Source organism: Hartmannibacter diazotrophicus (genome assembly GCF_900231165.1).
Lineage (GTDB): Bacteria > Pseudomonadota > Alphaproteobacteria > Rhizobiales > Pleomorphomonadaceae > Hartmannibacter > Hartmannibacter diazotrophicus.
Genome location: NZ_LT960614.1, coordinates 4,846,539 through 4,864,922 on the forward strand (window position 1 = coordinate 4,846,539; position 18,384 = coordinate 4,864,922).

Here is an 18,384-nt window from a genome sequence, read left to right on the forward strand (position 1 = left end):
AATCGGCCCACCCAGATGTCCGAACACGGTTGATCTCATGACTGCGTCATAATCCCTAACACAGAGATAGGCAAAGTCATGACGAAGACAAAAGAGAACGCAAGCCCCTGACTGACAGGCGGGGGATCTCATGCAGCCGCAAGTGGCTATCATGAAGCGCCATCAGCGGCCACCGCCAGGCATTGTAGCAGAGCTGGACGCAGATCTGGATCAGCACGAAGGCCTCCAGCGGCATTCCGAACTGGCCGGCCAGGATGTTGCCCGCGGTGATCAGGGTGCCCGAGATGATGTAGGCCCACAGGAAGGGCACCTTGTTGTCGGCGGTGATGACGTGACAGAAGAGCTGCAGGTTGGATTCCACGAAGCCGGCGAAGGCCATCAGCAGCAGCACCTGGGTCGTTGGCAGGGCGGTGCTGTCCTTGAGCAGCGAGATCAGGAACGGACCGAGCGCGATCAGGCAGATCGCACCGCAGATATAGGCGGTCCACATGAACACCGCCCCTGCGGACAGCAGCTTCTTGACCCGCTGGAAGTCGGCGTGAACCTTGGCGTTGACGATCTTCGGATAGGCATTGTTCGCCAGCACATGGGCAACGCCGGTGATGGCGAGCAGCGCCTGGGCCGCGATCGAGAACTGGCCGCTGGCCACAACGCCGAGATAGGCCGCGATCACCAGCACGTTGAACCGGCCGATGAGGAAGAAGGACATCAGCACCACGCCCTGGCGCCAGGTGTTGGTCCACAACGTCATGAAGAGGTCGAGCTGCGCGGCGAAATTGAGGTGCGGCACGGTTTTGACCCGGCGCAGGATATCCCGCATGCAGAAATAGAGGTGCAGGCGCATCACGAGCGCCGACAGCACGTAGGCGACCACGAGCGTGGTGACGCTCGGCACGATGGCAAGGCCGATGATGGAAACGACCACCTGGAAGCCGCGGCTGACGATGGCGACCTCGTAGGTTTCGCGGATCCTGTCGGCGCCGGTCAGGACCGAAATCTGCCACTGATAATAGGTGTGGAAAACGAGTGCGGCGCCGAAGAACCCCCAATCGAGCCAGATATTGGCGATCGGCGGCGAGTCCTGCACGAGCTTGTTGATGTAGAGCGAGCCGATTGTGCCGAGGCCGAGCCCCACGGCCAGCGCCATCAGCCGGTAGACGTTGCGCGACGACGTCAGCAGGCCCTGAAGCAGGGACAGGTTGACGAGCCCCTGCTTGGTCTGGGTCGGCAGCCGGTCGGAATGAATGACGTCGGCGCCCGCGAAGATATAGTTGAAGTTGCGGCTGATGGTCGGAACGAATCCGAAGTCGAGGAGGTAGACCATCGACTGGATCGTCATGAAGACGTACCAGAAGCCGACCTCATGCGGAGCGAGGGTTGCGATGACGATGGGCAGGATGATCAGCCCCGAGCCCATCTGCAGGATCTGCGACGCAATGCCGAAGATCAGGTCATGGCCGCCGCGGCGACGCGAGCGCCGAAAGACTTCGAGCGGAAGCAATTCAACGGCGACATGCTTGGTCATGCAGGAAACTCTCCGCAAACTACAAAAGAAAAATCCGGCCTATCGATGGGCCAGGCCTAAATTTTTCAGAACCAATATCGGCCGAAATGGCATGGACAGCTGCCGGCAACCCGAGCCACGACAAGTGCCTCGCTTCGATAGCCACAGCCCGCAAGACCAGGAAAATCGGTGCACGCCCAAATCGGAAATTCCGTCAATCCAATTCCGAATACGCCGACAGCATTTTCGGTTGCCGTCAGATTTCATCAATCGGGCCGAAGCATCGGCCAAGAGAAGTCACAAATTATTATTGAGGCCCGGCGATCCGTTATCTCCGAAAAAATGCCATCGGAACCGCAGATCACAGCCAGCTTTTTCCAAGACGAGTCTTCGAAATCAAACGAAGCACATAGTCCTTCCAGCTCCCACTTCATCCTATGCACGAAGTAATGGCGAGCGTCAACGTCACGAAACGATCAGCTCCTTGCCACGTAGCGGCAAGATGGCGACCGCCCTGTCGACCACGCTCCATCCTGGAACGCGGCTCAACTCCGCCCCTCTTTCTCGCCCAATCGGCCCGCAAGGTCGATCCTCAATCGCCACGTCTGCCGCCAAGACTTGTTTTTTAGTTAACCCGGGCGGCGATCCGCGCATCTGGCCGGTCCGCCGGCGACCTGAAGGCCAAAACGGGGCAATTCCGGCAATATCCGGCTCCATGCGCGGTCTTGACGCTCGGTCATTACCTGTCGGATACTATGTTTAGGTTTCGCGGGCTGCTTTGATAGCAACGCTGCGAAAGACGCGCGAAACCCGGCGACGTGATCGCCAGTCCCGCAGAAGCGGCTGCGAGAAATGGTTACACGTTCCGGACGCTGCTTTCTTGATTTTTTGAAGATGTTTGAGTTAAGCGCTACGTCAGAAGCAAATTGTGTCTGCAGTTGGAGACGGACTGTTCGTCTCGGGCATTCCGAGTCCTGATGTTCGCAAGATCGATTTCGAAGTCATCAGCAACGCCCGGCGAGTTTTCGGCTTGCACGACACCATAGCCATGCAATGCACCCAGTCGGCCAGCCGGATCATGCCGGGATGGCATCCCGCACGGGACTGCATGGAATGAACTTGGAGTTTTTTATGCCTTTGCCACGATCCTCGAAGATTTCCAGGACCATCGTTTCCACCGCAGTGGCGGTGATGTCGCTGATCGGCTCCAACGCCGGGGCCATGGCCGGCGAATACAAGCTGCAGACCGGCGACACGATCGAATTCGGCATCGTCGGTTATCCCGAGCTGTCGCGGCGCTCCGTCGTCGACCTCGACGGCACGGTCGTGATGCCGGTGATCGGCAACATCGAGGCGCGCGACCTCAGCCTGTCGGAACTCAGGACCAAGGCCGCCGCGAAGCTTAACAGCAAGTCCATTCCGATGCCGAAGGCCGACGGCTCCGACAACTGGATCGTGTTCAATCCCGACCAGCTCCTGTTGGACGTTGCCGAGTATCGGCCCTTCTTCATCAGTGGCGACGTCAACACGCCCGGCCCCCAGACTTTCCGGCCGGGCATGACGGTCCGGCAGGCGGTGACCAGCGCCGGCGACTACCAGATGAAGCGGGTGCGGGTCGACAACCCCTACATGCTGCTCGCCCAGATGAAGGGCGAATTCGACAGCTTCTCGGCTCAGGTGGACGCCAGCGTCCTGAAGATCGCCCGCATCCAGGCCCAGCTCGACGACAAGAGCAGTTTCGACGTTCCCGGGCAGAAGAAGGCCCAACTCCCGCCGAATTCCCTTGCCGGCCAGTTGAGCCATCTCGAGCAGAGCCAGATGACGGCGCTGGACAGCGATCTGAAGAAGGAAAAGGCCGCGCTCGAACTGTCGATCCAGAAGGCCGGACGCCGCATGGACCTCCTCGAGCGGCAGCAGGATACCGACCGTCAGGGCATGAAGGAGGACGTGGACGAACTCAAGCGCGTCAAGGACCTCTTCGACAAGGGCCTGATTCCGATCACCCGGGTGAATGACGCCCAGCGGTCCGTGCTCTTGTCCTCGACCCGGGATCTGCAGACGAGTGCCCAGGTGGCCCAGCTCGAACTGGAGCAGGTCCAACTCGACCGCTCGCGCGAAAAGCTCGACGAACAGCGCCGCATCGACCTGATGAAGGAACTCCAGATCGAGAAGGTCAACCTCGCCCAGACGCGCGCCAAGCTGGAGTCGGTCATTTCGCAGATGACCTACGTCGACGCCCTGCGCTCGGACATGGCCGCCGGCCGGACCCAGAAGCCGAAGATCACCATCACGCGCCGTGTCGACGGCAAGTCGACCGAAGTCGACGGCGATGAGGACACCGAGGTCATGCCCGGCGACGTCATTTCGGTCGACCTTGGCCTGAACGATCTCGACAAGGCCGGCCTGGAATTGCCGTCGGCGGTCGCCAAGCCCTGACATCGACGCGCTGGCGTCACGACCCGAGTCAGGCCCGCCGAATGGGCCTGACCTGACGGGCGCCGCGCCCCATTGGCGGCGGTCCGGAGCGCGCCATTTGGCGTTATTTACTTTTATCAGCGAATTTTAAAAAACGGTCTGTCTCTTTGAGAGAGGACTTCATATCCTTGACCCGGGATCAATACTGCGGCGGACGAAGCATCGTCCGCTTCCTGCCTCTCCGGGCTCAAGACGGCATTCCGGTCATCCGCGAGAGAGGAACAGCGTTCCGGCGCGCACTGCGGCATTCGTTTGGACATGCGGCGCGCCGGCGATTTTGATGAACCGCTTTATTGGATGATATTTGATGACTTCGAAAACGATACCGGCGTTCCGGCCCCTGAGCGAGGCTTATCTCGATCTCATTCGCGGTATTGCCGCCAATCTCGTTCTCGTCGAGCACACAAGCCGCATTTTCTGGGGCGAGCCGATCCTGCCTTTCGGGACCATCGGCGTGACCTTCTTCTTTCTCATTTCCGGCTTCCTGATCATGAACTCGGCCTGGCGCCGTTTCGGCGCTCCGGGCCCCCAGCTTGAATCCTTCCTGATCGACCGGACCAGCCGCATCTTCACGGCCTTCGTTCCGGTCCTTGTCATCGTCGCGCTGGTGGTGCCGTTCCTGGTCTCGGGCAACTGGTCGCAGCCGGGCATCAGCAAGGGACCGGTCGCGTTCATCGCCAACCTCTTCCTGCTCAATGACTATCCGCTGTTCCAGATCACCAGCCGTCTGCTGCACACGTTCCAGTTCCACGTCCGCTCCTACGAGACGGCCGAGCCCTTCTGGACGATTCCGATCGAATACTGGATCTATGTCGTCTTCGGCATCTTCATGTTCTGCTTCGTCAACGGCTACCGCATGCGCGGTCTGCTGCTGCCCGTGCTCTTCGTCGTCGCCCTGCCGGTCGTGATCTGGAATTCCTTTGCCGGCGGCGGCGATTCCCTGACGCTCATCTGGTGTGTCGGCGCGCTCTTCGGCTACGTCTTCATCAGGCAGTTCACGATGTCGCGCCAGCGCATCGCCATGGTCGCCGCTGCGATCACCGGCTTTGGCCTCATCGGCTTCATGGGGCGCGTCGCCCAGAACGGCTTCGTCGGCTACGAGGTCCAGACGACGATCTTCGCCGCGATGATACTCTTCGGGCTGCTCTTCATGATCAACCAGCTCGATGTCCGATTCCGGCTGCTTGAGAAGCTGGCGCAGGGCTTCGCGTCCTACAGCTACAGCCTCTATCTCATTCACAACACCGTGCTCATCATCGTCTACGAGAACATCCATCCCGCCAATGCCTCGCTGACGCCGATCATCGGCATGGTGGCGGCCCATCTGGTGGCGATGGGATGCTACTGGTGCTTCGAGCGCCATCACAAGACGGTGGCCCGCTACTGGAAGGCTCGCCTTTCGCGCCGGACCGCGGACGAGCCGGCGCCCGCCTTCGCCTCGTCCTGATCCTGGCGGAGAGTCCCGGGAGGACAACGCCTCCCGGCCCCGACGCCGATCGTGCGGAGACGAGGGGCGGCGCCGAAGGCAATCGGATTGCGTGCCCTGGAAACCGACGGAAAACAGAATGGCTGACACGCTCCTCGACGAAGACAGGACAACGGCACCGGCCGGCAACGCGCCGGGACCGTCGCGCCGGGTTGACGCCCCGGCCACCGTCCTGCTGGCGGATCCCTCCCGTTTCACGGCCCCCTATGATGCCGGCCTTGCCGAGGGACTGCTCGCCAACGGCGCAAAGGTCGTCTTTGCCGTCAGGCCGCTGCGCAAGGGCGAGGCCGAGGAACTTCCGCCCGGCACGGCCTCGCCGATGTTCTATCGCAGGTTCGACCAGCCCGGACGCCTGCCCGGCAAGCTGCAGAAGATCGCCAAGGCGCTGTCCCATGTCGCGGGCCTTGCCCGGCTGATGGCGACGGCCCGGCGCCTCGATGCCGACGTCGTGCATTTCCAGTGGGCGGTCATTCCGATCTTCGACGTCGTCGCCATGTGGCTCCTGAAGCGCTCAAGGCCCGTCGTCATGACCGTGCACGACACGGTCCCCTTCAACGGCGAAAAGATTTCCCTCTTCCAGAATCTCGGCTTCGACATGCCGATCCGCCTTGCCGACAAGGTGATCGTGCACACGGCCCAGGCAAAACAGGCCCTGCTCGACCGCGGCCTGCCGGGCGGCAAGATCACCATCATCCCGCATGGGCCGCTTGCCATGAAGGCCGAGGTCGCAACGCCCCGCGTCCGCAAGGACACCGATCCCGTTGTCCTCACGCTGTTCGGCCAGCTGAAGCCCTACAAGGGCGTCGATCTGCTGGTCGAGGCCGTCGCCAAGGTTGCCGACAGACTGCGCGGCCGGGCGAAGATCGTCGTCGCCGGCGCGGCGCACATGGATCTTGGTCCGATCGAGGAGGCGATCGCCGCCAAGGGCCTCGGCGACATCATCGATCTCAGGATCGGGCGGCTGAGCGACGAGGCGATGGCCGACCTCTTCGACGAGACCGACGGCTTTCTCTTCCCCTATCGCCAGATCGATGCCAGCGGCGTCTTCTTCCTGACGATGCCGCTCGGCAAGTGGATGATCGCAAGCCGTCTCGGTGTCTTCGGCGAGCATATCACGCCGGGCGAGACCGGAACCCTGCTCCCCCCGGGCAATGTCGACGCTCTGGCCGAGGCTCTCGTCGAGATGACCGACAAGCGCCTTGCACCGACCGGCAGAGGCGCCTTCTCGACCTGGGCCGAGATCGGCGCCATGACGCTGAGGCTCTATGACGAGGCCAAGGCCGAACGCCGGCGCTAGAGCATCCAGCCGAAAAGTGGTTTCCGGTTTTCGGAGAACTGGATGCGCAACAAGGAGAGAGAGCGATCGTGCTGATTTGGAAAATCGGCACGCCGCTCTAGACCTCGCTGTCTTCGATCGAACGAAACGGCCCGCCCCGGTCATCTCCGGAGCGGGCCATTTCGTCGTGGTGTCTGTGTGATCCGGCAATGGAGGGCCCGGCCGTCTGCCCGGTCTCTCGCTGAACGATCAGACTTCCTTCGTATCGAGGCGGCTCTGGTGGAAATAGAGCGCCGCCAGCGTGCAGAGCGCGCCGGAGAGCAGATAGGCCCCGACCGCCACCAGCCCGAACATCGCGCAAAGGCCGAGCGCCACCAGCGGGGCGAAGCCGGCGCCGACCACCCAGGCAAGATCCGACGTCAGCGCCGAACCGGTGTATCGGTAGGCCCGCTCGAAGGTGGAAGCCAGCGCGCCCGCCGCCTGCCCGAAGGAAAGGCCGAACATCAGGAAGCCGGCGATCACGATGACATTCTCGTCGATGATCCCGAGATCGAAGAGGAAGGGCGCACAGAAGCTGCCGAGACCGATCACGACCGCGGTCAGGCCGAGAAGCCGGCGCCGGCCGATACGGTCAGCGATAAGACCGGACGCGACAATGCCAGCCATCGCCAGCAGCGCGCCGAACATCTGGACATCGAGGAAGGTGGCGATGTCCCCGTGAGCGAAAAGATGCATCCAGCTCAAGGGGAACACGGTCACGACATGGAACAGCGCGTAGCTTGCCAGCGGCACGAAAGCGCCCAGCAGGATCGTCGGCCCATTGTTGCGAACCGTGGCGCCGACACGGGCTGGCCTCAGTTCGTCACGCTCCAGCAGCGATCCGAATTCCTCCGTCACGACGAGCCTGAGACGGGCAAACAACGCCACGACGTTGATCGCGAAGGCGACGAAGAAGGGATAACGCCAGCCCCAGTCGAGGAAATCGGCCATGGAGAGGCGGGAATAGAAATAGGAAAACAGAGCCGCCGCCAGAATGAAGCCGATTGGCGCACCGAGCTGCGGGATCATCGCGTACCAGCCGCGCCGGTCTTGCGGCGCATTGAGAGCAAGCAGCGAGGCGAGCCCGTCCCATGCGCCACCGAGCGCGAAACCTTGCAGGAAGCGCAGGACGCACAGCAGCACGATCGCAAAGGCCCCGGCCGACTCGTAGCCCGGCAGGAAGGCCATGGCCGCGGTCGACCCGCCAAGCAGGAACATGGCGATCGTCAGCTTGGCGCCGCGCCCGTGTCTGCGGTCGACCGCCATGAACACGACCGAGCCGATCGGCCGCGCGATGAAGGCAAGGGAAAGGATCGCGAAGGCATAGAGCGTTCCCGTCAGCGGATCGGTCGCGGGAAAGAGCAGCGGCGGAAAGACGAGCACGGAGGCGATCGCGAAGACGAAGAAGTTGAAGAACTCAGATGTCCGCCCGATGATCACGCCGATTGCGATGCGTCCCGGATCGACATGGTCGCGCCGCAAGGTCGCCCGGACGTCAACCTCGCTCTGCGTCGATGAAGGAATGGCTTGCCCATGGGTGATGCTGGTCATGCGCATCTGCTCCTGTTCTGGTCCGCGGCGGGACAACCTGGCGTTTACTCCCGTTCAAGGCGCCTCCCGCCACAGCCTTTTCGCGGCCTTTCACCCCGGCGCAAGACACCTTCAACGAGAACAGCATAACGCGGAAAGCGACTGCTCGTGCACCCCCCTTTTTGATCGATTGAAAGATCGTGATCGGGCCTCTTTTTGCCCTCTCCGTCCACCCTCCTCGCACCGCTCTCTCCGTAACGCCGTTCGGCCGGCCTTGGTTGCCTTTCGCGGGTGGAGCCGGCCCTCGGCTCTGGCGGATCGACGGACGAAACCGCCGTTCGCTCCAGGTGATATGGCACACATTCAATCAAGAGGTGTAATTAATAAATAACAACTCATAAGTTGTTTTCAGAAGAACATCTCGGGATGCACGGCGAGGGAAGCAGCCGGCACGGCATGCACCTGTTGCCATAAGTCAACATTCGCCGATCAACGCGCCCGTTAAGAAAGAATTAACGGTACAAATGCGTGGCAAGTCGGATACGCCCAGCCTAAAGTCCCGCTCGTTCCTTTCATGATTTATGACGGTGTCGCTTTGAATTTTTCCCTTCTATCGCGCGTATCTGCGCTGGCCGTGATGACGGTCCTGACGAGTTGCGCGGCGCTGCCGCGTTCGGGTCCCAACGAAGGGGCGATCGTGAGTGGGGCGACGGCCCATATCGGCAAGGGCGCGCAGAAGGTCGGCATCGACTACGTGCTGGTCGACCTCGACAAGTCGATCATGAGCTATCTGGAACGATACGAGCCGGCCTCCTTCGAGGCGGGCTTCGGCGGCGGCCGCGGCGGGGCGCCCGACATCACGATCGGGCGCGGCGACATCCTCCAGCTCTCGGTCTTCGAGGCCCAGGCCGGCGGCCTGTTCATTCCCGCCGACGCCGGCGCCCGGCCGGGCAACTACGTCACGCTGCCGCAGCAGGAGGTCGACCGCAAGGGCAACATCGCGGTGCCCTATGCCGGCGACGTCCATGTCGAGGGCCTGACCGCCGACGTGGTGCGCAGGCAGATCGAGGAGCGCCTCGCCAACCGGGCCATCGAGCCGCAGGTGGTGGTGACCGTGGTGGAATCGCGCTCCAACCTCGTCTCGGTGATCGGCGACGTCAACGCCCCGAAGAAGGTGGAGATTTCCCAGAACGGCGAGCGCGTGCTCGACGCCATCGCGGACGCCGGCGGCATCTCCACCCCGAGCCTTGAGACCTACATCACGCTCCTGCGCGGGGGCCGCGAGGCGACGGTGCTTTACGATACCCTCGTCAAGACGCCGAAGGAAAACATTTACCTCGCGCCCGACGACGTCCTGTCGGTCAACCGCGAGCGGCGCACCTACATGGTCTTCGGCGCCGCGTCGGCGACGGGGCGGATCAACTTCGACGACGCCAACCTGACGCTCGGCCAGGCGCTGGGCGAGGCGGGCGGCCTTTCCGATACCCAGGCCGATCCGGCCCAGGTCTTCGTCTACCGCGAGGAGAGCCGCGACCAGCTGCAGCGCATGGGCGTCGACATGACGAAGTTCGCCGGCAGCGACATCCCGGTGATCTACCGGGCGAACCTGCGCGATCCGTCGGCCTATTTCGCGATCAGCAAGTTCGCGATGCGCGACAGGGACATCATCTACATCTCGAACGCCAAGACCTACGAGCTGACGAAGTTCCTCGACATCATCAACAACGTGTCGACGACCAACGGCGGCGTTCCCAGCGACGTCCTCAACGCCCGCAACGCCATCCGCGGCTTCTGACCGGCCTCGCCGCCCCCGCCGCACGCGGGGGATGGCACCGGCCCGGCAAAGCCCGGACGACCTCAGAAACGAAAAGACCCCGCCCGGCACATCCGCCCGGCGGGGTCTTTTGCTATTGTCGCGGTTATCCGGCCGAAGAACCCTAGGCCGGGCGGGAACTACGCCGGCAAAATTCCCGGTGCGCGGCGGCGTGCCCCGATGGCGGCTCAGCGCTCGACAGGGTTCCAGATCGCGTATTTGGCGCCCTTGATCGATTCCAGGACACCTACACCCGTCGCGACGATGGCCGACAGGATCTCGACGATCTTGACGACCGGGCCGACCTTCAGCCGGAAGGCGACCGCTCCAAGGGCGAGGACGACGATCGTCAGTCCCACGAAGGCGGCGCCAAGGCCGTAATGCACGGCGAGCATCAGCGCTGCGCCATAGCCGACAAGGAGGAAGAAGGCGCCGAGCCAGCGCAGCAGCTTGTGCGAGACATATTTGAACCGGTCGAGGGAACCGAGCGTCCGGATCTCCGGCCACATCTCGCGGTGCGTCGAGAAGGCGCCGCAAGCGATGCGGCGCTTGCGGCGGAACTCCGAGGCGGACGCGACCGCCCCCTTTTCGTAGGCGAGGATGTCCGGCGCGCTGACGCAGCGGTAGCCGTGGAACAGAACCTCCATGGAGGCCATGAAGTCGTCCTGCAGGTCGGCCCGCACGAAGGGATAGAACTGCCGCCGCATGGCGAAGAGCGATCCGTCGGCACCCATCGTCGATCCGGTCTCCGACTCCAGCCGCTTGATCTTTTCCTCAAGCCGCCAGTAGAGCCCGCCGACATGGGCGGCCGTGCTGTCTTCCTCGTTGATATAATGCAGCGTTCCGGCGACGGCGCCGACGTCGGGTCGGCTGAAATAGTCCTCGAAGCGCCGGATCGTCGCCGGATCGACGATGACGTTCGCGTCCATGAAGATCGCCACGTCCGCCTCGGTCATCGTCACGAGCTGGCGCATGCCGGACGGCTTGCCCTTGCGCTCGGTGCCCTCGACGGCAGTCAGGACGTCCTTGGCCGCATCGAGGATCTCGAAGGTGCGGTCGGAGCAGCAATCGGCATAGGCCAGGATCTCGAGCTCGGGCCAGGTCTTCTTGATGAGGCGCAGGTTTTCGATCGTCTGCGGCAGGACCTTTTCTTCATTGTAGGCGCAGAACAGCAGGGCGTAGGTCAGCTTTTCTCCCTCAAGTGGAGGAAGAAGCGGCTTCTTCTTGATGCCTTCCAGAATCCTTGGATAGACAAGGTACGGATAGACAACGAGAAGCACGCAAACCAGGAGCAAAATTGCCCATATCATCATGGCCCCCTTTGAAACGCCCCGTTCCATCCACCTTCAAATTCGCCGGATGGTGCCAAATAAACCAATAAATCAAACATGCGCCGAAACGAATTCCACGCGGCAGGACAACAAGTTCAGCCCCGTCAGCCTGATGGGCGCACATCAAAAACTGTTTCAAATTCAAGTCAAGTCTAACGGACAACGTATTTCATCATGAAAGCGCCCCGCCGTCGAATCCTCACGCCAAAGCAGGTTAAGGGGTGAAAAGTCGGGCCTGCCCAAAAAAACGCCGACGAAGACACCGCCGCCGCCTTTCGTGGCCCGGCAAAACGTGAGATAGGGCAAACAAGCCTCCCGGTTGAAAGGTCTGCCCATGCGCATCGAAACGCCTTCGCCCCGCCAGCTCATCGACATCCCGCTCGGCACCGGCGAGGGACCGCTCTGGGACGCGGCCAACGGCCTGCTGCTCTTCATCGACATCGACGCACCGGCCCTCTACCGCCTCGACCCGGACAAAAAATCCCTGGAACGCTTCGACATGCCGGCAAAGATCGGCAGCTTCGGCCTTTGCACCGACGGGCGGGCGATCGTCGCCCTGCTCAGCGGCATTCATCTCTTCGACTTTGCAACCGGCAAGCTGGAGTTCATCGTCAATCCTGAACCCGACCGGCCCGGCAACCGCCTCAACGACGGCAAGGTCGGCCCCGACGGCCGCTTCTGGGTCGGCTCCATGGACGACACGCCTGCGAAAAGGCAAACCGCCGCGCTCTACCGTATCGACCACGACGGCACGGCGACCCGAGTGCTCGACGACCTGATGCTCTCCAACGGCCTTGCCTGGTCGCCGGACGGGCGGACGATGTATCACTCCGATACGCGCAAGCAGATCATCCACGCCTTCGACTACGATCTGGCCACCGGCAACCTGTCCAACGAGCGCATCATCGCAAGGCCGGGAGACGCCGACGGCAGGCCGGATGGCGGTGCCTGCGACAGCGCCGGCAACTACTGGTCGGCCGGCGTCTCGGCGGGCTGCCTCAACCGCTATGCCCCCGACGGCAGTCTGCTCGCCCGTTATATGCTCCCCGTGCCGGCGCCGACCATGCCCTGCTTCGGCGGACCGGATCTGAAGACACTCTACGTCACCTCGCTGACCCGCCCGGACCAGCCGGCCGGAACGCTGATCAGCTTCCCGGCCCCTGTCGCCGGCGTGCCCATCGCCCGCTTCGGCCAGCCCGCCAGACACTGACCCGGCAAAACACAGAGTTTGTCCATGACAACGGTTCCCGACACCTATTTCACGACCGGTTTGGACGCCGACCCGGAACTTGGCGCCGCCATCCGCGGCGAACTCGAGCGCCAGCGCGACGGCATCGAACTGATCGCTTCGGAAAACATCGTCTCCCGCCTCGTCCTCGAGACACAGGGCTCGGTGCTGACCAACAAGACCGTCGAGGGCCTGCCCTACGCCCGCTATTACGGCGGGGCCGAGTTCGCCGACGCCATCGAGACGCTGGCGATCGAGCGCGCGACGACGCTCTTCGGCTGCCGCTACGCCAACGTCCAGCCACACTCGGGCTCCAACGCCAACGCCGGCGTCTTCCTCGGCCTCCTGCGACTCGGCGACACGATCCTGTCCATGAATGTGGCCGCCGGCGGCCACATCAGCCACGGCCATCCGGCAACGCTCACCGGACGCGACTATCGCATCGTCTCCTACGGCGTCGGCCGGACCTCCGAGCGGATCGACCTCGACGAGATCCGCGACCTCGCGCTGACCAACCGTCCCCGGATGATTATCGCCGGCGGTTCGGCCTATCCGCGCGCCATCGATTTTGCCGCCCTGCGCGACATCGCCGACGAGGCCGGCGCCTATCTCCTCGTCGACATGGCCCATTTCGCCGGTCTCGTGGCGACGGGGCTCTATCCGAACCCCTTCCCGCATGCCGACGTGGTGACGACCACCACCTACAAGTCCCTGCGCGGCGCGCGCGGCGGCATGGTGCTCTGGAACGACGAGCGTCTGTCCGACCGCATCAACCACGGCATCTTCCCCGGCGTCCAGGGCTCCGTCCTGCTGCACGGCGTTGCCGGCAAGGCCGCCTGTCTCGGCGAGGCGCTCCAGCCCTCCTTCCGCCTCTACAACGAGGCGGTCCTTGCCAATGCCACAGCCCTCGCCGAGAGCCTTGCCGAGACCGGTCTGAGGCTCGTTGCCGGCGGCACCGACACCGGGCTCATGCTGGTCGATCTGGCGGAAAGGGGCGTGACCGGCGACATTGCGTCGAAGGCGCTGGAAAAGGCCGGCATCGCTGTCAACAAGAACCAGATTCCCTTCGATCCATGCCCGCCGGAGGCCCCCTCCGGCCTGCGTCTCTCTTCCAACGCGGGCACCGCACGCGGCTTCGACGAGACGGACTTCGCGATGGTCGCACACTGGATCGACACGGTGTTGCGCGCATCGACGGACGAGACGACGCTTGCCGGCGTCCGGTCCGAGGTCCTCGCGCTCTGCCGGGCCCATCCGATCTACTGACCGCCGAAGGCCTTCGCCCAGAGCGCCGTCAGCCAGTTCGGCAGGCCCGACTGTGGCCGGCGCTCTTGCGGGACGATGCCGAAGAAGCGGCCGATGGCCTCGGATGACCAGATGCCCGCGTCCAGCATGAAGGGACCGGGAATACCGCCGAGGCCGTCCGCGCGCGGTGCCAGCGGCGTGCCGTGCCCCATACCGGTGATGCGATACTCCTCCAGCACCGCGCGGCCCATCCCGTTGCGCCAGACGCGCCTGCGATAGCCGTCGGATGTCTCGACCTTCGCCGGCGTGGCCGGCAAGCCGAGCACGGCCCGGAACTGGTCGATGATCGCCTCGGCATTGACGGGCGAGACCGTCTCGTCCCTGTCCCCCTGCCAGATGGACAGCATGGGCCATGCGCCCGAATGGCCGCTCGCCTCGGCAAGTCTCCTCTGCAGTTCCGCCTCGTCCGGCAGGCCGATGCCGCGCATCCGATCGAAGGCCTCCGGAACGGAGCGGGCAACGCCATAGGGAACGCCGGCAATGATGGCCCCGCCGGAGAAAAGGTCCGGCGCGGTTGCCAGCATCACCGCCGTCATCGCCCCGCCCGCCGAAAGACCGGTGACGAAGATGCGTCTCCTGTCCGAGCCATAGTCATCGGCGACGGCCTCGACCATCCGCCGGATCGACTCCGCCTCGCCGCCCTCGGCGATCTGGTCCTGCACCTCGAACCAGTTGAAGCAGCGATTGCGATTGTTCCTGATCCTCTGCTCGGCGTAGACGAGGCCGAAGCCATGCCGGCCGGCAAGCGCCGACCAGCCCGATCCGCGATCGTAGGACGCCGCATCCTGCAGGCAGCCGTGCAGCACCAGCAGCAGCGGGGCTCCCGGTGGCAGGCCATCCGGCCGGAAAACATGGGCCCGGAGGGATCCCGGGTTGGGCTCGAACGCCCTGAAGGGCTCAAGGCGCCCCTGTCCGGGCGGCGGCCCGGCGGCGGCGATCGCGTCGGCTGCCCTTCGAAAGCGCGTCAGACGGGCGATGGTGTCGGCAAGCGAGCGCATGGACGGTTCCTGGCAGAGCGGGTCGGGCGGGGCGAAGGACAATGCATCCGGTCATTGGGCAGGATCGTCCGAACGAGATCCTTGCCGCACCAGATGGGCAGCAAGAGGGCAATGCAAGAGCCCATCCGCAGGACGACAGTCCGGCGACTGGCGCGCGCCGGCACCGTGCTGTCAGCCCTGCGCCAGCCGCTCCCAGGCAACCATTGCCGCCGCCAGATCCTCGATGGCAACCCCGACGCCCTTGAAGATCGTGATCTCCTCGTCGTCGAGGCGGCCGGGTTTTCCGGCACAAAGGTCGTAGAGCGTGCCGCCGATCGCCTCGGCCGAAAGTGCCCCGGAGGCCATCGGTCCGATCACGTCGCCGGATTCGACCTTCGCCGCATCGGTGTCGATGAAGAGCCGTCCCCGGGCAATCGCCGCGTCGTCGGCCTCGCGCATCTCCGGCGTGAAGGAACCGATGAGGTCGAGATGCTGGCCGGGCTTCAGCCACTCGCCCCGGATGACCGGCTCTTGCGCCAGCGTGGCGCAGGAGATGATGTCCGCCTCGCCGACCGCCGAAGCAAGATCCGACACGAAGCCCGCCATCACGCCGCGCCCGCGCAGGGTCTCGGCGAGCTTTTGGCCCCGCGCCTCGGTCGGGTTCCAGACAAGAACCCGCCCGATGGGGCGGATGGCGGAAAAGGCGTCGTAGAGTTCGGCGCCGACCCGGCCCGCGCCGACGATGAGGAGCGTCCGCGCGTCCTTGCGGGCGAGATAGTCAGCCGCGAGCGCGGCTGCGGCCGCCGTGCGCCGGCAGGTCAGCACGGAGCCGTCGAGCAGAGCAAGCTGCTCGCCGGTCACCTCGCTGAAGAGCAGATAGCTCGCGATCACCGCCGGCAGGCCGCGCGCCGAATTGCCGGGTGTCACGTTGACGAGCTTCACCCCGCCGAAGGTCCCGTTCCCGGCCCAGGCCGGCATCAGCAGCAGGACGGCGTCCGGCTCGCCCTCGCGCGGCATGACATGGTGGTGGCGCAGCGGCGCGGTCATGCCGGAGCGAAACGCCGCGCGCAGCCCTTCCACGAGCGCCGGATAGGGCAGGCTGGCGGCGGTTTCCTCCGTTGTGACGACGCGCATGGGCAAGGCTCCTGAAAACGGACGGGACGAGCGACAGTAGCCCGGATTCTACGGCCGAGTGCAAGCGGGAACGGGGCTGAATTACAGTTCGGATTTCCTTGCGGCAAGCGGCGCCTGATTCAGCGCCCGCAGGCTCCGCCTATCGTCTGGTCCACGACGATTGGAGGATTGATCATGGCACGAGTGGACGTTTCATTCTTCATGGCCGGCAACCGGTCCGCGGAGGGCGGGTCGATGCCCGTTCCTCGCATGACCGGGATGGTGAGCGAGGTCCTGACCAGCGGCGGGACGTCGGTTGCGACCGCAACGACGAGCGAGGCGCCCGACGGCGCGGGCTTCGTGCGCATCCTTACCGACGGCGACGTCTGGGCCGTTGCCGGTGCCGCGCCCGTCGCCAGTGCCCCCTCCGCTGGCGCCAGCGCCTCCGGCATTCTGGTCAAGGCCTATCTCCCCTACGACCTGGCGGTCGCCGCCGGCGACAAGATCGCCGTGATCGACGTCTGAGGACCTTCGCCATGCTCGATCTTGCTCTTGGGACGGGTCTCGGCCCGATGGTCCTCTCGTTCCGGCCGGTTGTCTCGGTCGTGTCCGGCGCCGGCTACGCCGGATCGCTCTACCAGTGCACAAGCACCGGTCAGTGGACGGCGGACGGTGTCGCCATCGGCGGCGAGACCGGCGCCATCTTCACGATGCGCGCCGAATACGAGGGGGCGATCATCCGATGCGGCGCCAGCAACGGCATCCGCAAATGGGTGCCCGCCGACCTTGCCAGCATCGTCGCCTGGTGGGATGCCTCGGCCGAGGCGGAGATCTCGTCGACGGCGGGCGCCGTGCAGTCCTGGACGGATCGCCTTGCCGGCCTGAGCCTCGTCGCGCCGGGCACCGCCGCCAACCAGCCGGCAACGGGCAGCGAAACGCTCAACGGGCTCAACACGCTTGTCTTCGGCGGCAATGACCGGCTCACGCGCGCCGATGCCCTCGGCTTTTCCGGCAATCCCGCCATCACAGTCGCGATCGTCTCCCGGCCCGTGACGCTCGGGGTTGGCGCGGTGCAGTTCGGCGCGGCCAGCGGCGTCGGGGGTCAGGTCATCGGCTTTGCCACCGGCGACACGAGCTTCCGCTACAACAACGGTGCCCAGCAGTTCAACAGCGGCTCTACGGACGGCTCCTCGTGGTTCGCCACGCTCTTCGCGCGCGCCTCGGGAGCGACCTATGGCGGGGGGCAATGCTGGCGCAACAACGTCTCCCTGTCGCAGGCCTCCGCCGTCAACCCGGCGAACACCCCTGCCCTTGCCGACGAGAACATGACCTGCGGCTGCATCGTCTCCTCGAACGGCTCGCTCACCCATGTGCAGGAGACGATCGCCGAGGTCATCGTCTTTGGGACTGTCTTGACGGTCGCCGAGCGAACCGCGCTCTGGGCCTATCACCAGGCAAAATGGGGGCTTTGATGCGATATTATGTGTTCAACACACATACAGAAGCTGAAGAAATCGCCGGCCGGATCGACGCCAACGCCCGTTCGGCGCTTGCCGCGGCGGGCTACACCGTCCGGGAGGACGGAGGCATTCTCGGCAAGCGCTACGGCATCGACGATCCAGGTGCCGTCACCACCGCCTGGGATGTGCCGCGCCAGCGCCTCGATGGCCAATGGGTTCTGCAGCATCCCGAAACGCATCCTGCAGCCGGCGTCGTGACTGATAACGGTCTGATGCTCGATCGCCTGACCGACGGGCTCGGCGGTCTCACGACCGAGACCAAGACACCCGACTGGTGGCCGGCTCCGGATCCCGTCTGACGCTGACTGGCGGACCTAGCGCGGGCAGCCGTTGCCCTGCAGATCGAAGCCGACCACCTTGCTGCGCTTGACCAGGAAGGTGGTCTTGCAACTCACCGAATACGCATAGCCACCATAGGACGGTCCGATGAAGAGGCCGTTGCGGTCGCCGAAATAGCCGCCGAAGCCCGGCCGGTAGCGCGTCTTCTGCGTGTACCAGGACAGATAGCGCGTTCCGTCCAGCACATAGACGTTGTCCGGCGGTCCCATATCGTTGACGAGTTGCTGCTCGCTCCAGCCCTGATAGGCCGCAAGGCGCTGCTCGATGGTGAGCCGTGGCCCGCTCTGGCAACCCGCAACCAGCACAGCAAGGAAAATGGCAAGGCTACGCACGGCGGTCATCGGTCTCGTCTCCCAAAATCTCCGGCGACGGTGTCTGACGGCATCATACGCCGATTCCGTACGGGAGGAGAATGGCGCCCATCGTCCGCCCCTTCCCTCTTGACGGC

The 18,384-nt window shown here is 64.2% G+C and carries 15 protein-coding genes; 9 read left to right on the plus strand and 6 right to left on the minus strand.

Annotated features, from left to right (window positions below; genetic code table 11):
• Positions 1 to 76 precede the first annotated feature (76 nt).
• A complete protein-coding gene (wzx, locus tag HDIA_RS22440) occupies positions 77 to 1,525 on the minus strand; it encodes an O-unit flippase-like protein (protein ID WP_099558178.1) in 1,449 nt (482 codons plus the stop codon).
• A 1,110-nt stretch (positions 1,526 to 2,635) separates the two neighbouring features.
• On the opposite strand from wzx, the gene HDIA_RS22445 reads away from it, so the two are divergent.
• The 3 genes from HDIA_RS22445 to HDIA_RS22455 all read left to right on the plus strand — a co-directional run bounded on the left by HDIA_RS22445 (position 2,636) and on the right by HDIA_RS22455 (position 6,762).
• A complete protein-coding gene (locus HDIA_RS22445; protein WP_157775785.1) occupies positions 2,636 to 3,940 on the plus strand; it encodes a polysaccharide biosynthesis/export family protein in 1,305 nt (434 codons plus the stop codon).
• A gap of 346 nt (positions 3,941 to 4,286) precedes the next feature.
• Positions 4,287 to 5,426 carry an acyltransferase family protein gene (locus HDIA_RS22450; RefSeq protein ID WP_099558180.1) on the plus strand — a complete coding sequence of 380 codons (1,140 nt, stop codon included), beginning with the start codon at positions 4,287 to 4,289 and terminating at the stop codon, positions 5,424 to 5,426.
• 118 nt (positions 5,427 to 5,544) lie between these two features.
• Entirely contained in the window at positions 5,545 to 6,762 is a 1,218-nt protein-coding gene (locus HDIA_RS22455) for a glycosyltransferase (protein WP_099558181.1), read from the plus strand.
• Between the two features lie 228 nt (positions 6,763 to 6,990).
• Here HDIA_RS22455 and HDIA_RS22460 read toward each other — a convergent pair whose 3' ends face one another.
• Positions 6,991 to 8,331 (minus strand): MFS transporter, encoded by a 1,341-nt coding sequence (locus tag HDIA_RS22460; RefSeq protein ID WP_099559101.1) that lies wholly within the window; start codon positions 8,329 to 8,331, stop codon positions 6,991 to 6,993.
• A 676-nt stretch (positions 8,332 to 9,007) separates the two neighbouring features.
• Here HDIA_RS22460 and HDIA_RS22465 point away from each other — a divergent pair.
• On the plus strand, positions 9,008 to 10,105 hold the full coding sequence (locus tag HDIA_RS22465) for a polysaccharide biosynthesis/export family protein (RefSeq protein WP_245884035.1): 1,098 nt from the start codon (positions 9,008 to 9,010) through the stop codon (positions 10,103 to 10,105).
• Between the two features lie 206 nt (positions 10,106 to 10,311).
• Here HDIA_RS22465 and HDIA_RS22470 read toward each other — a convergent pair whose 3' ends face one another.
• Positions 10,312 to 11,436 (minus strand): glycosyltransferase, encoded by a 1,125-nt coding sequence (locus HDIA_RS22470; RefSeq protein WP_157775786.1) that lies wholly within the window; start codon positions 11,434 to 11,436, stop codon positions 10,312 to 10,314.
• A 352-nt stretch (positions 11,437 to 11,788) separates the two neighbouring features.
• Here HDIA_RS22470 and HDIA_RS22475 point away from each other — a divergent pair, with 352 nt between their 5' ends.
• Together HDIA_RS22475 and HDIA_RS22480 are read left to right on the plus strand one after the other, a co-directional pair.
• Positions 11,789 to 12,664 carry an SMP-30/gluconolactonase/LRE family protein gene (locus HDIA_RS22475; RefSeq protein WP_099558184.1) on the plus strand — a complete coding sequence of 292 codons (876 nt, stop codon included), beginning with the start codon at positions 11,789 to 11,791 and terminating at the stop codon, positions 12,662 to 12,664.
• 24 nt (positions 12,665 to 12,688) lie between these two features.
• Positions 12,689 to 13,948: a serine hydroxymethyltransferase gene (locus HDIA_RS22480; RefSeq protein ID WP_099558185.1), complete on the plus strand. Its 1,260-nt coding sequence runs from the start codon at positions 12,689 to 12,691 to the stop codon at positions 13,946 to 13,948.
• Here the strand turns inward: HDIA_RS22480 and HDIA_RS22485 are convergent.
• Together HDIA_RS22485 and lhpI are read right to left on the minus strand one after the other, a co-directional pair.
• Positions 13,942 to 14,985, minus strand: a complete 1,044-nt coding sequence (locus tag HDIA_RS22485; RefSeq protein WP_157775787.1) for an extracellular catalytic domain type 1 short-chain-length polyhydroxyalkanoate depolymerase — start codon at positions 14,983 to 14,985, stop codon at positions 13,942 to 13,944. The two genes, HDIA_RS22480 and HDIA_RS22485, sit on opposite strands and share 7 nt — an antisense overlap.
• Before the next feature lie 171 nt (positions 14,986 to 15,156).
• A complete protein-coding gene (gene lhpI / locus HDIA_RS22490) occupies positions 15,157 to 16,098 on the minus strand; it encodes a bifunctional Delta(1)-pyrroline-2-carboxylate/Delta(1)-piperideine-2-carboxylate reductase (protein WP_099558187.1) in 942 nt (313 codons plus the stop codon).
• A 174-nt stretch (positions 16,099 to 16,272) separates the two neighbouring features.
• Here lhpI and HDIA_RS22495 point away from each other — a divergent pair, with 174 nt between their 5' ends.
• From HDIA_RS22495 to HDIA_RS22505, 3 genes are read left to right on the plus strand one after another with little or no spacing between them, the layout of a single operon-like run.
• On the plus strand, positions 16,273 to 16,602 hold the full coding sequence (locus HDIA_RS22495; protein WP_157775788.1) for a hypothetical protein: 330 nt from the start codon (positions 16,273 to 16,275) through the stop codon (positions 16,600 to 16,602).
• A gap of 11 nt (positions 16,603 to 16,613) precedes the next feature.
• On the plus strand, positions 16,614 to 17,549 hold the full coding sequence (locus HDIA_RS22500; RefSeq protein WP_099558189.1) for a hypothetical protein: 936 nt from the start codon (positions 16,614 to 16,616) through the stop codon (positions 17,547 to 17,549).
• Positions 17,549 to 17,896 (plus strand): hypothetical protein, encoded by a 348-nt coding sequence (locus tag HDIA_RS22505; protein WP_099558190.1) that lies wholly within the window; start codon positions 17,549 to 17,551, stop codon positions 17,894 to 17,896. Before HDIA_RS22500 ends, HDIA_RS22505 begins: the two co-directional genes overlap by 1 nt.
• Positions 17,897 to 17,911: 15 nt before the next feature.
• Here the strand turns inward: HDIA_RS22505 and HDIA_RS22510 are convergent, their stop codons facing one another.
• A complete protein-coding gene (locus HDIA_RS22510) occupies positions 17,912 to 18,277 on the minus strand; it encodes a hypothetical protein (protein ID WP_099558191.1) in 366 nt (121 codons plus the stop codon).
• Positions 18,278 to 18,384 lie beyond the last annotated feature (107 nt).